Origin of the sequence: Arenimonas sp. (assembly GCF_035312645.1) — a bacterium.
Lineage (GTDB): Bacteria > Pseudomonadota > Gammaproteobacteria > Xanthomonadales > Xanthomonadaceae > Arenimonas.
In genome coordinates, this window is sequence record NZ_DATGBO010000136.1 from 1 (window position 1) to 15,888 (window position 15,888).

Here is a 15,888-nt window from a genome sequence, read left to right on the forward strand (position 1 = left end):
TTGGATGCCCAGCCGCCCAGGATGATGCCGTACACGCCCATCGAGGTCATCGCCAACAGCGCCAGCAAACCGGCGTTGACGTTGGCCAGCACGATCGGGCCGTGATCGTTGGCGTCGAACGGAATCAGCGCCCACGCGGCGAACGCCGGCGCTAGCGCGAGGATCGGCGCGAGGCGGTAAAGGAAGGGGCTGGCGCTGCTCGGGACGATCAATTCCTTGAACAGCATCTTGAACACGTCGGCGAACGCCTGGATCACGCCGACGCCGAACACGCCGCCGACGAATTGCGGCCCGTGGCGCACGTGCATCCAGCCGATCACCTTGCGCTCGAACAAGGTGTAGAACGCCACCGAAATAATCAACGGCAACGTGACGCACAGGACCTTGAGCAGCATCCAGGCAAAGGCGCCGAATAGACCGTACTGCAGCAGGAATTCGCGGATGAGATCGATCACGCGCCAGCCCTCACGACAGCCAGGCCCGCGGTCGGCGATATCGGCGCCGTCGCTTCATAACCCGATTCGATCCAGATCGCGCCATGCGGCACGCGTGCGCTGATCGTCACCGGCAAGGCGGCGCTGCCGACGCCATCGCCGGCCTTGATCATCGCGCCTTCGGAAACACCGCGTGCCAAGGCATCTTCCGGATGCAGCACGGCGCGCGCGCCATGCGTCAGCGGATGCGCATTCAACGCTGCCGCACGACGCAACACGGCATCGCCGCGATAGATCGGCGTGCTGACGATGCGCTCCAGACCAGGTGAAATCGTTGCAGCCGTTGCAAGGCCCTCACCCGACACCGCGGCAACCGGCGCAAGCATCGCCTGCAGGCCGGCAAAATCGGTGAAGTCGAAACCCTTCAATGCCATCGACCCGGCGAGTGCGCGCAGCACGCGCCAGCCCGGACGCGCCTGGCCCGGCAACTTGCCGCCAGCACGCGCGGATTGATCGCTGCCGTCGACATTGGTCAGCGTCGCATCGATTTCCGGCAACAGCCCGATCGGCAGGATCACCTGCGCGATCTTTTTCAGATCCTCGGAAGCGAATGCGGAGAACGCGATCACCTTCGCGGCTGACAAAGCCGTCAGCGCCTGCGTGCTGTTGGCAAAGTCGTAAGTCGGCTCGATGCCGTACAGCACAGCCGTCTTGAGCGAACCGGCCAGCATCTTCGCGACATCCCTGCCCTGCCCGGTCGGCAGCACGCCATGACGGGCAAGACCGAGTGCGTTCGCGCCCTGCGGAATGCGATTGAGGCGAGCGCCGGTGGCCTGCGCAAGTGCGCGTGCGGCGGCGTGCAGGTGCGAGGCATTGACATGGTTTTCGGCGAGTTCGCCGAGCACGATCACAGCATTGCCGTCGGCCTGCTTCAGCGCGTCGGCGATCTGGCGCGCAACATCGTCGGCATCCACGGCAAGCGCTGACGCCAGGCTGGCGCCTGCGGCCTGCGCGACACCAGCGAGCGCCGCCGGCAGTTTCGACGGCAGCACGATGCGCTTGCCGGCGAGAGAAAAAGTGAAATTGAAGTCGACCGGATTGATCGCGAAAATCTTCGCGCCGCGCTTGCCGGCCTTGTGCATTCGCTGGTGCAGCAGCGGAATTTCATGGCGGATATTACAGCCGACCAGCACGACCACGGCGGCCTTCTCGATGTCCGCAACCGGCATCGCGAAGGCTTCCGCGACGGCGGCATCGGCGAAGTCGAGCTGCTTGAGGCGGTGGTCGATGTTGCCGGTGCCAAGCGCTTTCGCGAATGCAGCGAGCAAGGCGCCTTCCTCATTCGAGGTCGATGGATGCGCGAGCACGCCGAGATCGTTCGCTGCCGTGTTTTTGATCAGGTCGGCGGCGACGGCCAGGGCTTCTTCCCAGCTCGCCTCGCGCCAGCCGTCGCCTTCGCGCAGCAGCGGCTGCGTGGCACGGTCGGCGGCGTACAGGCCTTGATGCGAATAACGGTCGCGATCCGACAGCCAGCATTCGTTGACGGCTTCGTTGTCGCGCGGCACGGTGCGCACCACTTCACCGCGATGCAGGTGCAGATGCAGGTTGGAGCCGAGCGCGTCGTGATAGCCGAGCGAATCGCGAGCGGTCAATTCCCAGGCGCGGGCCTTGAAGCGGAACACCTTGTTGGTGAACGCGCCGACCGGGCAGACGTCGATGACGTTGCCGGACAATTCGGTGGTCAACGGTTTGCCGTCGTAGGTGCCGATCTGCAGGTTCTCGCCGCGATTGAGACCACCGAGTTCGTAGGTACCGGCGATGTCGGCGGTGAAACGCACGCAACGCGTGCACTGGATGCAGCGAGTCATGTCGGTGGCGACCAACGGACCCATATCCTCGTCGACGACCACGCGTTTGCGATCGACGTAACGGCTGACCGACCGGCCATAACCCATCGACACGTCCTGCAATTCGCACTCGCCGCCCTGGTCGCAGATCGGGCAATCGAGCGGATGGTTGATCAGCAGGAATTCCATGACATTGCGCTGCGCATCGAGCGCGCGCTTGGTCTGGGTGGTGACTTTCATGCCTTCCATCACCGGCGTTGCGCAGGCCGGCGCCGGTTTCGGCATCTTCTCTACATCGACCAGGCACATGCGGCAGTTGGCCGCGATCGGCAGTTTCTCGTGGTAGCAGAAACGCGGGATCGGGATGCCGGCCTTGTCGGAGGCATGGATGATCATCGAACCTTTCGGCGCCTGCATCGGCACGCCGTCGATTTCGATGTTCACCGTGTCGGGCGCGGTGTTGTTGGTTGGCTGCGCACTCATTGCGCGTTCCTCTCCGCCGTCATTCCCGCGAAGGCGGGAATCCAGCGACTTTGTTCTGACGAGCTCCCGCGAATGCGCGAAAGACACTGGATTCCCGCCTTCGCGGGAATGACGAAATCCCTGGGAAGCCGGGAACGACTCATGCCGCGACCTCCACGGCAGGAGCGGCGACCGGTTCGTCGACCAGGAAGCGCTTGTTGACGATCGCGAATTCGAATTCGTGCCAGAAGTGCCGGAGCATGCCCTGCACCGGCCAGGCGGCGGCTTCGCCGAAAGCGCAGATGGTATGGCCTTCGATCTGGCCGGCGGCGGCCTTGAGCATGTTCAGATCATCCATGGTCGCGTGACCTTCGACGATGCGGGTCAACACGCGATACATCCAGCCGGTGCCTTCGCGACAGGGCGTGCACTGGCCACAGCTTTCGGCGTAGTAGAAACGCGCGATGCGCTGGCAGGCGCGGACCATGCAGGTGGTTTCGTCCATCACGATCACCGCACCCGAGCCCAGGCCGGAGCCGGCTTTCTGGATCGAGTCGTAATCCATCGTGCAGGCCATCATCGTGTCGGCGGGCAACACCGGCATCGACGAGCCGCCCGGGATCACCGCCTTGAGTTTCTTGCCGTCGCGCACGCCGCCGGCGAGCGCGAGCAGATCGGCGAACGAAGTACCCAGACGGATTTCATAATTGCCCGGCTTGTTGACGTGGCCGGACACGGAAAAAATCTTCGGGCCGCCGTTGTTGGGCTTGCCCAGACCGAGAAACCACTCGGCGCCGTTGCGGATGATCGCCGGTACGGACGCATAGGTTTCGGTGTTGTTGATCGTGGTCGGGCGACCGAACAGGCCGTAGTTCGCGGGGAACGGTGGCTTGTAGCGCGGCTGGCCTTTCTTGCCTTCCAGCGATTCCATCATCGCGGTTTCTTCGCCGCAGATGTAGGCGCCGGCGCCAAGCGCGGTGTGGATGTCGACATCGATGCCGGAACCGAGCACGTTCTTGCCCAGCCAGCCATTCGCGTACGCATCCTTCAGGGCCTGCTCGAAGTGTTCGAAGGGCTCGTGGTGGAATTCGCCGCGCAGATAGTTGTAGGCGACGGTGCAACCGGTCGCATAGCAGGCGATCGCCATGCCTTCGATCACCGAATGCGGGTTGTAACGCAGGATGTCGCGATCCTTGCAGGTGCCCGGTTCGGATTCGTCGGAGTTGCACAGGATGTACTTCTGGCCGGGCGCGCTGCGCGGCATGAAGCTCCACTTCAAGCCGGTCGGGAAGCCTGCGCCGCCGCGGCCACGCAGGCCGGACTGCTTGACCATGTCGACGACCTGCTCGGGCGGGATCTTCTCGGCGAGGATCTTGCGCCAGGCGGAATAGCCGCCGGTCTTGAGATAGTTTTCATAGGACCAGGGCGTGTCGAAATGCAGGGTCGTGTAGACGACGCTGTGTTCCTGCGGGGCCGGGCCGACCGGGCCGTGGGTCTCGGAGTGAGCCATGGGCGGTTCCTTACTTCAGTCCGTCGAAGAGTTCGTCGAGCTTCGCCGGCGTCAGGCGCTCGTGATAGTGACCATTGATCACCATCATCGGCGCGCCGGCGCAGGCAGCCAGGCACTCTTCTTCAATTTTCAGGGTAATGCGGCCGTCGGCACTGGTGCCGCCGTGCTTGCAGCCAAGTTTCTTCTCGGCGTGGCGGACCAGGTCTTCGGCGCCGTTGAGCCAGCAGCTGATGTTGGTGCAGATGGCGACCTTGTTGCGGCCGACAGGCTGCAGGTCGAACATCGAGTAGAAAGTCGCGACTTCGTAAGCCCAGATCGGCGGCAGGCCGAGATACTTGGCGACGGCGGCGATGATTTCATCGGTCAGCCAGCCACCGTTCTGTTCCTGCGCGGCCATCAAGCCCTGGATCACGGCCGAGCGTTTGCGATCGGGCGGAAACTTCGCGACCCAATGATCGATGTGTTCGCGGGTAACAGCCGTCAGCGCGACCATCGGGTCGACGTGCTGGCAGGCTTCGAAATTGCCGGTGGCTTTCATGCGGTCAGTTCTTTTCCGATTGCTTTGTTCGACTGCTGGAAGCGACTGCCTGCAGCAGTGGCGAACACGCGGGGCGCACGCGCGTACGTTTCGAGTCGCTGCCCGATATCAGCTTGGTCGAAACGCACGCGCGTGCGCTCCGCTTCGGCGATTTGATTCATTTTGACGCTTCGGCTCACCGATCCACCTCGCCGAACACGATGTCGTAAGTACCGATCATCGCGACCACGTCGGGCAGCATGTGGCCGCGCACGATCGTGTCCATCGAGGAAAGATGCGCGAAGCCCGGCGCCCGCAATTTCAGGCGGAACGGCTTGTTGGCGCCGTCCGACAGCAGGTACACGCCGAACTCGCCCTTGGGGGCTTCGACTGCCGAATACACTTCGCCCGCCGGCACCGAATAACCTTCGGTGAACAGCTTGAAGTGGTGGATCAGCGCTTCCATGTCGTCTTTCATCTCAGCACGCGACGGCGGCGAGACCTTGAAGTTTTTCGCCATCACCAGACCGGGATTGCGCCGCAACCATTCGATGCACTGCTTGATGATGCGATTGGACTGGCGCATTTCCTCGACGCGGACCAGGTAACGGTCGTAGCAGTCGCCTTGCACGCCGACCGGAATATCGAAATCGACCTTGTCGTAGGCGGCGTAAGGCTGCTTCTTGCGCAGGTCCCAGGCGATGCCGGAACCGCGCAGCATCGGGCCGCTCATGCCCCAGGCCATCGCCATCTCCGGCGGCACGACGCCGATGCCGACGGTGCGCTGTTTCCAGATGCGGTTGTCGGTGAGCAGGGTTTCGTACTCATCGACACGACGCGGGAAATCGTTGGTAAACGCTTCGAGAAAATCGAGCAGCGAACCTTCGCGCGATTCGTTCAGGCTCTTGAGCTGGGCGCCCTTGCGCCACGGCGATTCCTTGTACTGCGGCATCTTGTCCGGCAGATCGCGGTAGACGCCGCCGGGCCGGTAGTAGGTCGCATGCAGACGCGCGCCGGACACCGCTTCGTACACGTCCATCAATTCTTCGCGTTCGCGGAACGCGTACAGGAATACCGCCATCGCGCCGAGATCGAGACCGTTGGAGCCGATCCACATCAGGTGATTGAGGATGCGGGTGATCTCGTCGAACATCGTGCGGATGTATTGCGCGCGTTCGGGCACTTCCAGGCCCATCAGCGTTTCGATGGCACGAACGTAGGCGTGCTCGTTGCACATCATCGACACGTAATCGAGGCGATCCATGTAGCCGATCGACTGGTTGAACGGCTTGGATTCGGCAAGTTTCTCGGTGCCGCGATGCAGCAGGCCGATATGCGGGTCGGCGCGTTGCACGACTTCGCCATCCATTTCCAGCACCAGGCGCAACACGCCGTGCGCGGCCGGATGCTGCGGGCCGAAGTTCAGGGTGTAGTTGCGGATTTCCTGCACGCTCACTTTTTCACCTGTGCCTGTTCGGCCTGTGCGGCCTGCCAGCGCGAGTCCTCGCGCACGACGCGCGGCACGCCGACGCGCGGATCGATGCTGACCGGTTCGTAGACCACGCGTTTTTTCTCGGCGTCGTAACGCACTTCGACGTTGCCGATCAGCGGGAAGTCCTTGCGGAACGGATGACCGACGAAACCGTAATCGGTGAGGATGCGGCGCAGGTCCGGATGACCTTCGAAGACGATGCCCATCACGTCGAAGGCCTCGCGCTCGAACCAATTGGATACTGGGAATACGGCCGTCAGCGATGGCACCACGGGCAAGCTGTTGTCCAACGCAAAACAACGAAGTCGAAGCCGGCGGTTGTGCGTGATCGACAACAGATGCACGACGGCCGCGAAACGCCGCTCCGGGCCCTTGCCGCGCGGACGATCTTCCCAGGTGAAGCGGCCTGCGCCCTGCCCTTCGACGCCGCGGGAAAAACCTTCCGACGACACGTCCGCCGTATCCCACTCATCCTCGCCATAGCTGAGGTAGTCGACGCCGCACAGGTCGATCAGGCATTCGAAGCGAAAATCGGCGTCGTCACGCAATGCCAGCGCGACATCGCGAAAGGCCGCAGCCGGCACTTCCAGCGTGGTTTCACCGCGGGCTTCGACGACGGACAAGGCCTGTTCGCCGAAGCGGGCCTTGATGCGGTCGGAGAGGGTCAGGGTCGGTTCGGGCATGGCGTCGACGGTGCCTTCTTAGCGGGCGATGGTGTTGGTGCGACGGATTTTCTTCATCAGCTGCAAGATGCCGTAGACCAGCGCTTCGGCGGTCGGCGGGCAACCCGGCACGTAGATGTCGACCGGCACGATGCGATCGCAGCCGCGCACCACCGAATACGAGTAGTGGTAGTAACCGCCGCCATTGGCGCAGCTGCCCATCGAGATCACCCATTTCGGGTCGGGCATCTGGTCGTAGACCTTGCGCAGGGCCGGGGCCATCTTGTTGACCAGAGTACCGGCGACGATCATCACGTCGGACTGGCGCGGCGACGGGCGGAACACCACGCCGTAGCGATCCAGGTCCAGGCGCGAGGCGCCGGCGTGCATCATTTCCACCGCGCAGCAGGCGAGACCGAAAGTCATCGGCCACATCGAGCCGGTGCGCGCCCAGTTGATCAGCGTGTCGACGCTGGTGGTAGCGAAGCCGCGTTCGATCAGGGGGTTGTCGGAACCGGGACGCAGGATGTCGTCGACCGTCTGGATCGGCAACGGGTTGTGCATCACGTTCGAGACGGTTTGGATCACTCCCATTCGAGCGCTCCCTTTTTCCAGACGTAGATAAAGCCCAGCACCAGCAGGCCAAGGAAGATGCCCATCTCGTACAGGCCGGTCACGCCCAGCGAGCGGAAGATCACCGCCCAGGGAAAGACGAAGGCGATTTCGAGATCGAAGGCGATGAACAAAATGGCGATGAGGTAGTAGCGCACGTCGAACTGCATGCGCGCGTCTTCGAAGGCCTCGAAGCCGCATTCGTAGGGGGAGAGTTTTTCGCTTTCCGGACGCTGCGGGCCGAGCAGATTGCCCAGGACCAGCAACGCCACGCCGACCACGGTGGAGACCGCGAGGAACAACAGGATCGGCAGATATTCGCCCAGCATGCGCGACTCCTTTGCCAGCGCCATTGGGCGCGTTACTGCCGTCGCGCCGCCAGGCGGGCAAGGGCCGATTGATAGGTTGGTCGAAAGCGGCCCGAAGACCCGCCCAAGACATTGATTTGTCTAGGCCAACGGACCAGCGGCTCGGAAATCCATCCCCAAACACCCCTCACCTGCGCCCGTCGGGCGGTCGGCAGATATGAGGGCGGCGCAACCTAGTCCGGTAGTTTACGGGCAGGCGGCGGGATCGCGCTAGAGAAAACCCGGGTCAGAGTACATTTTCCGGGGTCACGGGCCATCCAGTCCGCCACGCGGCCAAAGCCTGACCACAAGCGTGCGCTGCGACCACCTCGAGCTCAGCGACTGGATCGAGGCACCGCAAGTCTTTTCCACGATTCGTCCGGAAGCCTGCAAACCAACTCCCCATCACCGAAACAGCCAAAGTACCAACACTGTTCGTTTTCGCTTTGCTTGGATTCCATTTCCCATGCATCGTCCTCGACGGACAAGTCCGGGGAGAAAACCAGCTGTGTGCTGCCTATCTGACAATTCAACTGATTGTTCTCGGCAATATTGATCCCGACAACACTTTCCCCGATCAGGTCATACAACCCCAGGATGGCTGCCCTTCTTTCCTCCACAAATGAATCAAGTGGTTCAGACACGATAAGCTCGCCGTGGGATGTCTTGACCAGCAAAACACACGTCGCTGTCAGCCAGACCTCGCCTGGAATTTCTGGCACTACCGGAATGCGAAGGAATCGGATTTCCAGCATAGAGCTACATACCCGGAACGAATCCAGCATTGCCCCAAGCAGCATCCGGTCCAGGATTTCTTGCGATTCCACGGCAGAGCATTTTTTTATCATCGCCAATCATCCGTCTCTGGCTTGAAGAAAAGGCGCCGGAAATAGCAAAAGGCCTTGCTCCACCGGAACTGCCTCTATCCCTTTCCAACAAACAAAAAACCCGCCATCAGGCGGGTTTTAGGGTTCCAGGCTGACTCGATGGCCTGAACTCATCATTGGTGCCCAAAGGGGGACTCGAACCCCCACGACCTAAGTCGCTACCACCTCAAGGTAGTGCGTCTACCAATTCCGCCATCTGGGCTTTGTATCGTCCCGATCCGTCACCGGAGCGGGAGTGAATTGTACCAGCGGATCAACCGCCCTTGCTGTTCCCGGCCGGTGCCGGAGCAGCTTCGCCTGCCTTGGCCGGCGCCGGAGCAGCGGTCGGTGCGGGCGCGATGATCGGCGTGGTCGGTGCAGAAACCGGCAGGGCCGTCGAGGCTGCGGGCAACGGCGCCGGTGCAGGCGTCGTCTTGCCGGCGGGAGCCGCGGCGGGCAGATCGGACATCACGCCGAGATCGGCCTTCTTGGGCACGTTCTTGGCGACTTGGCCGGACTGCCAGGCCATGAACAGGCTGATCCCGAAGAACGCCGCTGCCAGCCATTTAGTGGCGCTGGACAGGAAGTTCGCCGAGCCGCGCGCACCGAAGACGGTGGCCGAGGCGCCGGAACCGAAGCCGGAACCGGCCTGGGCGCCCGCACCGCGCTGGAGCAGGATGAGCACGATCATGGCGATCGCGATCAGCACGAAAACTACATTGAGCAAGGTCTGGATCATGGTTCGTTTTCAGCGTGCCGCCGCGTTGGCGATGGCAAGAAAATCCTGGGCGACAAGTGATGCCCCCCCGATCAGGCCGCCATCCACATCCGGCTGCGAAAACAGCTCGGCCGCGTTGGCGGGTTTTACGCTTCCGCCATAAATGATCGGGAGCGAGCCGGCGATTCTAGCATCCTGCGCGCGGAATTCGCCACGGATGAAGGCATGCACTTCCTGGGCCTGAGCCGGGGACGCGGTCCGGCCGGTGCCAATCGCCCAGACCGGCTCGTAGGCGAGCACGGCGTTTTCGAAGGCGCTGACGCCCGCGCGCTCGAATACCGCCGCGAGCTGGCGCTGGATCGCCCATTCGGTCTGGCCGGCCTCGCGCTGGTGCAAGGTCTCGCCGACGCAGAGCATCGGCACCAGTCCGGCCTTTTGCGCGGCGACGAATTTCTCGGCGACGAGCTCGTCGCTTTCCTCGTGGTATTCGCGGCGCTCGGAATGCCCGACCAGCGCATAACGGCAGCCGATGTCTTTCAGCATCGCGCCGGCAACCTCACCGGTGAACGCGCCCTGCACGTTGACGCCAATATCCTGCGCACCGAACTTCAGACCGGCCTTGTCGTATTGCCAGATCAGTTCAGCGAGATACGGCAGTGGCGGCAGGATCGCGAGTTCGACATCGGCCGGACGGGTGGCGCCGACGACAGCATCGAGGAGTGCTTTCGCGAAAACGCGATCGCCATGCAATTTCCAGTTACCGGCAACAATCCTGGGGCGCATTTCGAACTCCTTTTCAGCTAAGCGGCAAAGCGAGGCGGCAAGGATAACGCCTGCGTCGATGTTTTTATCCACCTCACCCTCTGCCGGCCGAATGGGCGAGCGCCGCCCCGGGCCGAACGCCGCGTGAGGATGGAGGCGATTCCGGGCACAATCGGCGCTCACCCGAGGAGCGTACATGTCATCGCCGGAACAACGCGCTTATGTCCTGATCACCGGCGCTTCCAGCGGCATCGGCGAAGCCATCGCCCGCGAATATTCGCGTCGTGGCAAGGCGCTGATCCTGGTCGCACGCCGGACCGGACGATTGGAAGCACTGGCAACCGAACTCGGCGTAAACGCGCCCTGCACCGTCATCACCTGCGATCTCGCGCAACCCGATGCGCCGCAGCGGTTGTTCGAGCAGACACAGGCGCGTGGTCTATTCGTCGACACGTTGGTCAACAATGCCGGCTACGGCGTGCCCGGGCGCTATCTTTCGCGCGACTGGAAAACCCATGGTGATTTCCTGCAGGTGATGATCGTCGCGATCGGCGAACTCACCCACCTCTATCTGCCGGCGATGGAAGCCGCTGGTCGCGGCCGCATTCTCAATATCGCTTCGCTGGCTGGCCTCGTGCCGGCCTCGGCCGGACACACGATGTATGGCGCGACCAAGGCCTGGCTGATCCGCTTCAGCGAATGCCTGGCGCTGGAATGCGCGCCGCGCGGCATCCACGTCACTGCCTTGTGCCCAGGTTTCACCTACTCGGAATTCCACGACGTCAATGGCATGCGCGCGAAGATTTCGCAGCTGCCGAAATTTCTCTGGCTGAGCAGCGAGCAGGTCGCGAAGATCGGCGTCGATGCCGTCGAGGCGGGCAAGACACGCGTGGTGACGGGGTTCGCCAACAAGGTCGTGGCTTTCATATGCAAGTACTTGCCTGACGCTCTCGCGCGAGCCCTGGTCGCGAGCAAGAGCAAGGATTTCCGGGACGACGAATGAGCATGCCGCCCGCAGCACCCCGCCTCGCCATCCTGCCGTATCGCAAGCCCACCGAAGGCCGCGACTACTGGGTTCTGGACAACGCCCTGGCCAACGCCGAGGCCGTGCGTGCGCGTTGCCTGGCCAAGACCGACTGGATCGAAGGCTATCCGCACAAGCCGGAAAGCTGGCCGGGCCTGCGCGCAATCCCGGCGCTGGAGCCCGATGAACTCGCCAGCATCGAGGCCTGGGTACGCAAGGTCACCGAAACGAAAAAGCTCTGGGCCGAGGCCGTGCCGGACGGCGCGCATTCCAATCACAACTGCGTGCAGGTGGTCGGCGAAGGGGAATGCCAGTCGCGACCGCATACCGATTCGCGCAAGATCTGCCGCTACGCCGCCGTGCTGTATCTCAACCCCGCCGTACCCGACGACTGCGGAACGAGTTTCTACCGGCAACGCCTGCCGAACGGGCAACTCGGCGGCAACATGGTATCGCCGCCGCACAACAACCTGGTCGAGGCGCTGGGCGCGCGCTTCGTGCCGCCCAACTCCTTCGTCGAAGACCTGCGTATCGATCACCGTTTCAACCGCCTGCTGGTCTATCGCGCCAACCTGATCCACAGCGCGACGGCGTACTGGGGTCATGAGCTCGCCGAGAAACGCATGGCGGCGGTGTTTTTCTGGATGGCGTGACCTTGCCCGGCGAATCGCTGCCGCGTCTGCATTGTTTCGCGCCCGTCGCAGCCGCCGACGCGCGCATCCTCATCCTCGGCAGCATGCCGGGCAAGGCCTCGCTGGATGCCGTCGAGTACTACGCGCATCCGCGGAATATTTTCTGGCGGATCCTCGGCGAACTCACCGGCGCTGGCCGCGAACTCGCTTACGAACATCGGCTGCAGAAGTTGCAGACCGCCGGCATCGCGCTCTGGGACGTGCTCGAATCCTGCGAACGCCGCGGCAGCCTCGACGCCGACATCCACGGCGACTCGATGCGGGCGAATGATTTCGCCAATTTTTTCCGCGCGCACCCACAGTTGCAGCGCGTGCTGTTCAACGGCGCGACGGCAGCGACGACATTCGACCGACTGGTGCGGCCAGGGCTGTCGACGACGACGTTGCAGTTCCAGCGTCTGCCATCCACCAGTCCAGCGAACGCGGCGATCAGCTACGAGCGCAAACTGGAGGCCTGGCGGCAGGCACTCGCCGGCGGCGAGCGCACCTGAATCCGTCATGCGAGTTTCGGCGACGGCACGATCGCCGCAGCGAAAACACCACCGCTAAAGTCAGACCAGCTTGATCTCGCGCAGACGCTCCATCAGGTACTCATGCGAGGTGATCGGCGTCGGATAGCGATCCGGATTTGCCGCACTGATGCAGCCCGGCAGGGTTTCGATCAGGTAGTCGGGATTCGGATGCAGGAAAAACGGCGTCGAATAGCGCGGCTTGCGCGCAGCCTCGCCCGGCGGATTGACCACGCGGTGCGTGGTCGAGGGATACACGTGATTGCTCAGACGCTGCAGCATGTCGCCGATGTTGACGACGATGGTGTCGGCTTCGGAGGTGAACGGCACCCAGTCGCCTTTCTGCGACTTCACTTCCAGCCCGGCTGCGCTCGCACCGACCAGCAGGGTGATGAAGTTGATGTCTTCGTGCGCACCGGCGCGCACGTTCGGGATGTTGTCGGCGGTGATCGGCGGGTAGTGGATCGGCCGCAGGATGGAATTGCCGAAGTTGGTCTTGTCGAGGAAAAAATCGCCGGGCAGATCGATATGCAACGCCAGCGCCGACAGCACGCGCGAGCCGAGCGCATCGAGCGCTTCGTAGAGTTCGTAGGCGTAACGCTTGAATTGCGGCACCTCTTCCGGCCACAGGTTCGGCGACATCACATCGGCGTACTTCGAGCCGGCCGGCAGCTCGCGACCGACGTGGTAGAACTCCTTGAGGTCGGCGTATTTGGAATCCTTCGCTGTCTCGATGCCGAACGGCGTGTAGCCGCGCGCGCCGCCACTGCCAGGCACATGGTATTTGCGCTTGGTTTCTTCCGGCAGCGCGAAGAAAGCCTTGAACGCCTCGTAGGCGCCATCGATCAGTGCCGGCGCGATGCCGTGGCCACTGATGCCGCAGAAGCCCCATTCGCGATACGCGGCGCCGAGCTCAGTAACGAAGGCGGTGCGATCGGTTTCGAAACGGCGGATATCGAGGGAAGGAATCTGGCTCATGGTCGGGCTCATGGTTCGGTGTGAAATGGATTCAGACGGCAGCGCGGACGACATCGGACAAACGATCAAGCACCTGTTGCATCAGTTCGCCATCGGCGGCTTCGACGGTCACGCGCACCACCGGTTCGGTACCGGAAGGACGCAGCACCAGTCGGCCCTTGCCAGACAACGCCGACTCCGCTTCGGCGCGCGCGGCCTGCACGGCAGGCGCGTCCAACGGTTTGGCGCCGGCAGCAATGCGCACGTTGACGGTTTTCTGCGGCAGCGGTCGATAGTCCGCGAGTGCGTCCTTGAGCGACAGACCGCGCCGCTGCAGAACTTCCAGCACCTGCAAGGCGGCGACAATGGCGTCGCCGGTGCTGGCACTGTCGAGACAAAGCAGATGCCCGGAGGCTTCGCCGCCGAGCGTGCCCTGCCCTTCGACCAACGCCTGGTGGACGAAACGATCGCCGACGCGGGCGCGCACGAAAGCGATGCCGCGCTCGCCCAGGGCTTTTTCCATCGCGTAATTGGTCATCAGCGTGCCGACCACCGGGCCGCGCAAGCGGCCGCTGGCCTGCCAGTCGGTAGCGAGCAGATAGATCAGCGCGTCGCCGTCGAGCAGGCGGCCGTCGCTGTCTATCATCAACACGCGGTCGCCATCGCCATCGAAACAGATGCCGAGATCGGCACCGCTGGCGCGGACATGCGCGATCAACGCTTCCGGATGCATCGAGCCGACATCGCGATTGATGTTCAGGCCATCGGGCTGCACGCCGATCGCGGTGACGGTCGCACCGAGTTCGGAAAAAACCTTCGGTGCGACCTGATAGGTTGCGCCATGCGCGCAATCGAGCGCGATCTTCACGCCGCGCAGGGAAAATTCTTCCGGAACGCTGGCTTTGCAGAACTCGCCGTAGCGGGTGAGCGCGTCGGCAATGCGTGCGGCCTTGCCGAGATGCTCGGAGGCGACGGTGGCGAAAGGCTGGTCGAGTTCGGCCTCGATGGCCAGCTCGACGGCATCGGCGAGTTTCTCGCCCTGCGCCGAGAAAAACTTGATGCCGTTGTCTTCGTGCGGATTGTGCGAGGCGGAAATCACGATGCCGGCATCGGCGCGCAACGAGCGCGTCAGATACGCCACCGCCGGCGTCGGCATCGGCCCGAGCAGGCGCACGTCGGCGCCGGCCGCGACCAGCCCGGCCTCAAGTGCGGCTTCGAACATGTAACCGGAAATGCGCGTGTCCTTGCCGATCACGACGGTGGCATGCGCCTTGTCGCCGGCAAGTACGCGACCGGCGGCGCGCCCCAGGCGCAGCATGAAATCGGCGGAAATCGCACCCTCGCCAACCCGGCCGCGGATACCGTCGGTACCGAAATACTTGCGCCCGGCCATGCCCTCAGGCCTCGGCGATGACCGGAGCCGGCTGCTTCATCATCAAGGCCAGCAGCGCGGCGATGCGATCGCGCATTTCCCGGCGGTCGATGATGATGTCGACGGTGCCGTGATCGCGCAGGAATTCCGAGCGCTGGAAACCTTCCGGCAATTTTTCCCGCACGGTCTGCTCGATCACGCGCGGGCCGGCAAAGCCGATCAGCGCCTGCGGCTCGGCGATGTTGAGATCGCCCAGCATGGCCAGCGAGGCGGTGACGCCGCCGGTGGTCGGATGCGTGAGCACGGAAATGTAAGGCAGTCCGGCCTGGCGCAGGCGGCCGATCGCCGCCGAGGTCTTGGCCATCTGCATCAGCGAGAACAGGCTTTCCTGCATACGCGCACCGCCGGAAGCGGAGAAGCAGACGAACGGGCTGCCGATTTCCAGCGCACGCTCGGCTGCGAGCGCGAAACGTTCGCCGACCACCGAGCCCATCGAGCCGCCCATGAAACGAAATTCGAAAGCGCTGGCGCAGATGTCGCGGCCATACAGCTTTCCCTGCACCGACACCAGCGCGTCGCGCTCGCCGACGTTTTTCTGCGTCGCCTTGATGCGATCGGAATATTTCTTCTGGTCCTTGAAATGCAGAGCGTCGGTCGGGCCGAGTTCGGCGCCGATCTCCAGGACTTCACCTTCATCGAGGAAGGACGCGAGACGCTCGCGCGCGGCGATCGCCATGTGATTGCCGCATTTGGGGCAGACGCGGATGTTTTTTTCCAGCTCGGGGCCGTACAGCGCGGCGCCACAGCGTTCGCATTTTTCCCACAGGCCTTCGGGCACGCCACGTTTGCCGCCGCCCTGGGTGCGGATGCGCGCAGGCATCAGTTTGGTCAACCAGCTCATCGAGCCACTCGCAGTATCCAATTGAGGGGGGAGTTTAGCCCGATCGTGCCGGGAGGTTCACGCCAGGGCGTCCAACGCCTGGCGCAGGGGCGCGAGAAAGGCGCGCGCGGATTCAGCGGCAGTGGCCGGCGACTGTGCCGTCGCCAGGCTCTCGACCAGGGCGCTGCCGACCACGATGCCATCGGCGATCGGCGCCATCAGCGC

Annotated in this window: 18 protein-coding genes, 1 tRNA gene and 1 pseudogene; 3 read left to right on the plus strand and 17 right to left on the minus strand. The window is 63.3% G+C overall.

Features of this window, described 5'->3' with window-relative positions:
- The 13 genes from VKM35_RS12125 to tpiA all read right to left on the minus strand — a co-directional run.
- Positions 1–395, minus strand: a 395-nt coding sequence (locus VKM35_RS12125) for an NADH-quinone oxidoreductase subunit H (RefSeq protein WP_324321293.1), incomplete at its 3' end; no start/stop codon positions are given.
- A gap of 56 nt (positions 396–451) precedes the next feature.
- A complete protein-coding gene (nuoG, locus tag VKM35_RS12130; protein ID WP_324321278.1) occupies positions 452–2,764 on the minus strand; it encodes an NADH-quinone oxidoreductase subunit NuoG in 2,313 nt (770 codons plus the stop codon).
- 139 nt (positions 2,765–2,903) lie between these two features.
- Positions 2,904–4,253 carry an NADH-quinone oxidoreductase subunit NuoF gene (gene nuoF, locus VKM35_RS12135; RefSeq protein WP_324321279.1) on the minus strand — a complete coding sequence of 450 codons (1,350 nt, stop codon included), beginning with the start codon at positions 4,251–4,253 and terminating at the stop codon, positions 2,904–2,906.
- Between the two features lie 10 nt (positions 4,254–4,263).
- The gene (gene nuoE, locus VKM35_RS12140; protein ID WP_324321280.1) at positions 4,264–4,791 is read right to left on the minus strand and encodes an NADH-quinone oxidoreductase subunit NuoE; all 528 of its coding nucleotides are present in this window, start codon (positions 4,789–4,791) and stop codon (positions 4,264–4,266) included.
- On the minus strand, positions 4,788–4,952 hold the full coding sequence (locus VKM35_RS12145) for a hypothetical protein (protein ID WP_324321281.1): 165 nt from the start codon (positions 4,950–4,952) through the stop codon (positions 4,788–4,790). The genes nuoE and VKM35_RS12145 overlap by 4 nt, the downstream gene beginning before the upstream one ends.
- A gap of 14 nt (positions 4,953–4,966) precedes the next feature.
- Positions 4,967–6,226: an NADH-quinone oxidoreductase subunit D gene (locus VKM35_RS12150; protein ID WP_414636653.1), complete on the minus strand. Its 1,260-nt coding sequence runs from the start codon at positions 6,224–6,226 to the stop codon at positions 4,967–4,969.
- Complete coding sequence (locus VKM35_RS12155; RefSeq protein ID WP_324321282.1) at positions 6,223–6,945, minus strand: NADH-quinone oxidoreductase subunit C; 723 nt, start codon at positions 6,943–6,945, stop codon at positions 6,223–6,225. Before VKM35_RS12155 ends, VKM35_RS12150 begins: the two co-directional genes overlap by 4 nt.
- 18 nt (positions 6,946–6,963) lie before the next feature.
- A complete protein-coding gene (locus tag VKM35_RS12160; RefSeq protein ID WP_324321283.1) occupies positions 6,964–7,518 on the minus strand; it encodes an NADH-quinone oxidoreductase subunit B family protein in 555 nt (184 codons plus the stop codon).
- Entirely contained in the window at positions 7,509–7,865 is a 357-nt protein-coding gene (locus VKM35_RS12165; protein ID WP_324321284.1) for an NADH-quinone oxidoreductase subunit A, read from the minus strand. Before VKM35_RS12165 ends, VKM35_RS12160 begins: the two co-directional genes overlap by 10 nt.
- A gap of 353 nt (positions 7,866–8,218) precedes the next feature.
- Positions 8,219–8,710, minus strand: coding sequence for a hypothetical protein (locus VKM35_RS12170; protein WP_324321285.1), 492 nt, complete (start codon positions 8,708–8,710; stop codon positions 8,219–8,221).
- Positions 8,711–8,887: 177 nt separating this feature from the next.
- Positions 8,888–8,972 (minus strand) — tRNA-Leu (locus tag VKM35_RS12175).
- A gap of 51 nt (positions 8,973–9,023) precedes the next feature.
- Positions 9,024–9,488 carry a preprotein translocase subunit SecG gene (gene secG, locus VKM35_RS12180; RefSeq protein WP_324321286.1) on the minus strand — a complete coding sequence of 155 codons (465 nt, stop codon included), beginning with the start codon at positions 9,486–9,488 and terminating at the stop codon, positions 9,024–9,026.
- A gap of 9 nt (positions 9,489–9,497) precedes the next feature.
- On the minus strand, positions 9,498–10,250 hold the full coding sequence (gene tpiA, locus VKM35_RS12185; RefSeq protein WP_324321295.1) for a triose-phosphate isomerase: 753 nt from the start codon (positions 10,248–10,250) through the stop codon (positions 9,498–9,500).
- A gap of 175 nt (positions 10,251–10,425) precedes the next feature.
- Here tpiA and VKM35_RS12190 point away from each other — a divergent pair, with 175 nt between their 5' ends.
- Genes VKM35_RS12190 through VKM35_RS12200 form a run of 3 tightly spaced genes read left to right on the plus strand, consistent with a single transcriptional unit; the run spans position 10,426 to position 12,436 of the window.
- Complete coding sequence (locus tag VKM35_RS12190; protein ID WP_324321287.1) at positions 10,426–11,232, plus strand: SDR family oxidoreductase; 807 nt, start codon at positions 10,426–10,428, stop codon at positions 11,230–11,232.
- Positions 11,229–11,906, plus strand: coding sequence for a DUF6445 family protein (locus VKM35_RS12195; RefSeq protein ID WP_324321288.1), 678 nt, complete (start codon positions 11,229–11,231; stop codon positions 11,904–11,906). The genes VKM35_RS12190 and VKM35_RS12195 overlap by 4 nt, the downstream gene beginning before the upstream one ends.
- A complete protein-coding gene (locus tag VKM35_RS12200; RefSeq protein WP_324321289.1) occupies positions 11,903–12,436 on the plus strand; it encodes a DNA-deoxyinosine glycosylase in 534 nt (177 codons plus the stop codon). The genes VKM35_RS12195 and VKM35_RS12200 overlap by 4 nt, the downstream gene beginning before the upstream one ends.
- 60 nt (positions 12,437–12,496) lie before the next feature.
- Here the strand turns inward: VKM35_RS12200 and VKM35_RS12205 are convergent, their stop codons facing one another.
- The 4 genes and pseudogenes from VKM35_RS12205 to VKM35_RS12220 form a co-directional block, all read right to left on the minus strand.
- On the minus strand, positions 12,497–13,432 hold the full coding sequence (locus VKM35_RS12205) for an isopenicillin N synthase family dioxygenase (protein WP_324321290.1): 936 nt from the start codon (positions 13,430–13,432) through the stop codon (positions 12,497–12,499).
- Between the two features lie 31 nt (positions 13,433–13,463).
- Positions 13,464–14,804 (minus strand): phosphoglucosamine mutase, encoded by a 1,341-nt coding sequence (gene glmM / locus VKM35_RS12210; RefSeq protein ID WP_324321291.1) that lies wholly within the window; start codon positions 14,802–14,804, stop codon positions 13,464–13,466.
- Positions 14,805–14,808: 4 nt separating this feature from the next.
- Positions 14,809–15,684 (minus strand): acetyl-CoA carboxylase, carboxyltransferase subunit beta, encoded by an 876-nt coding sequence (accD, locus tag VKM35_RS12215; protein WP_324321292.1) that lies wholly within the window; start codon positions 15,682–15,684, stop codon positions 14,809–14,811.
- 57 nt (positions 15,685–15,741) lie between these two features.
- Positions 15,742–15,888: pseudogene (locus VKM35_RS12220) on the minus strand (tryptophan synthase subunit alpha); the annotation flags it as partial.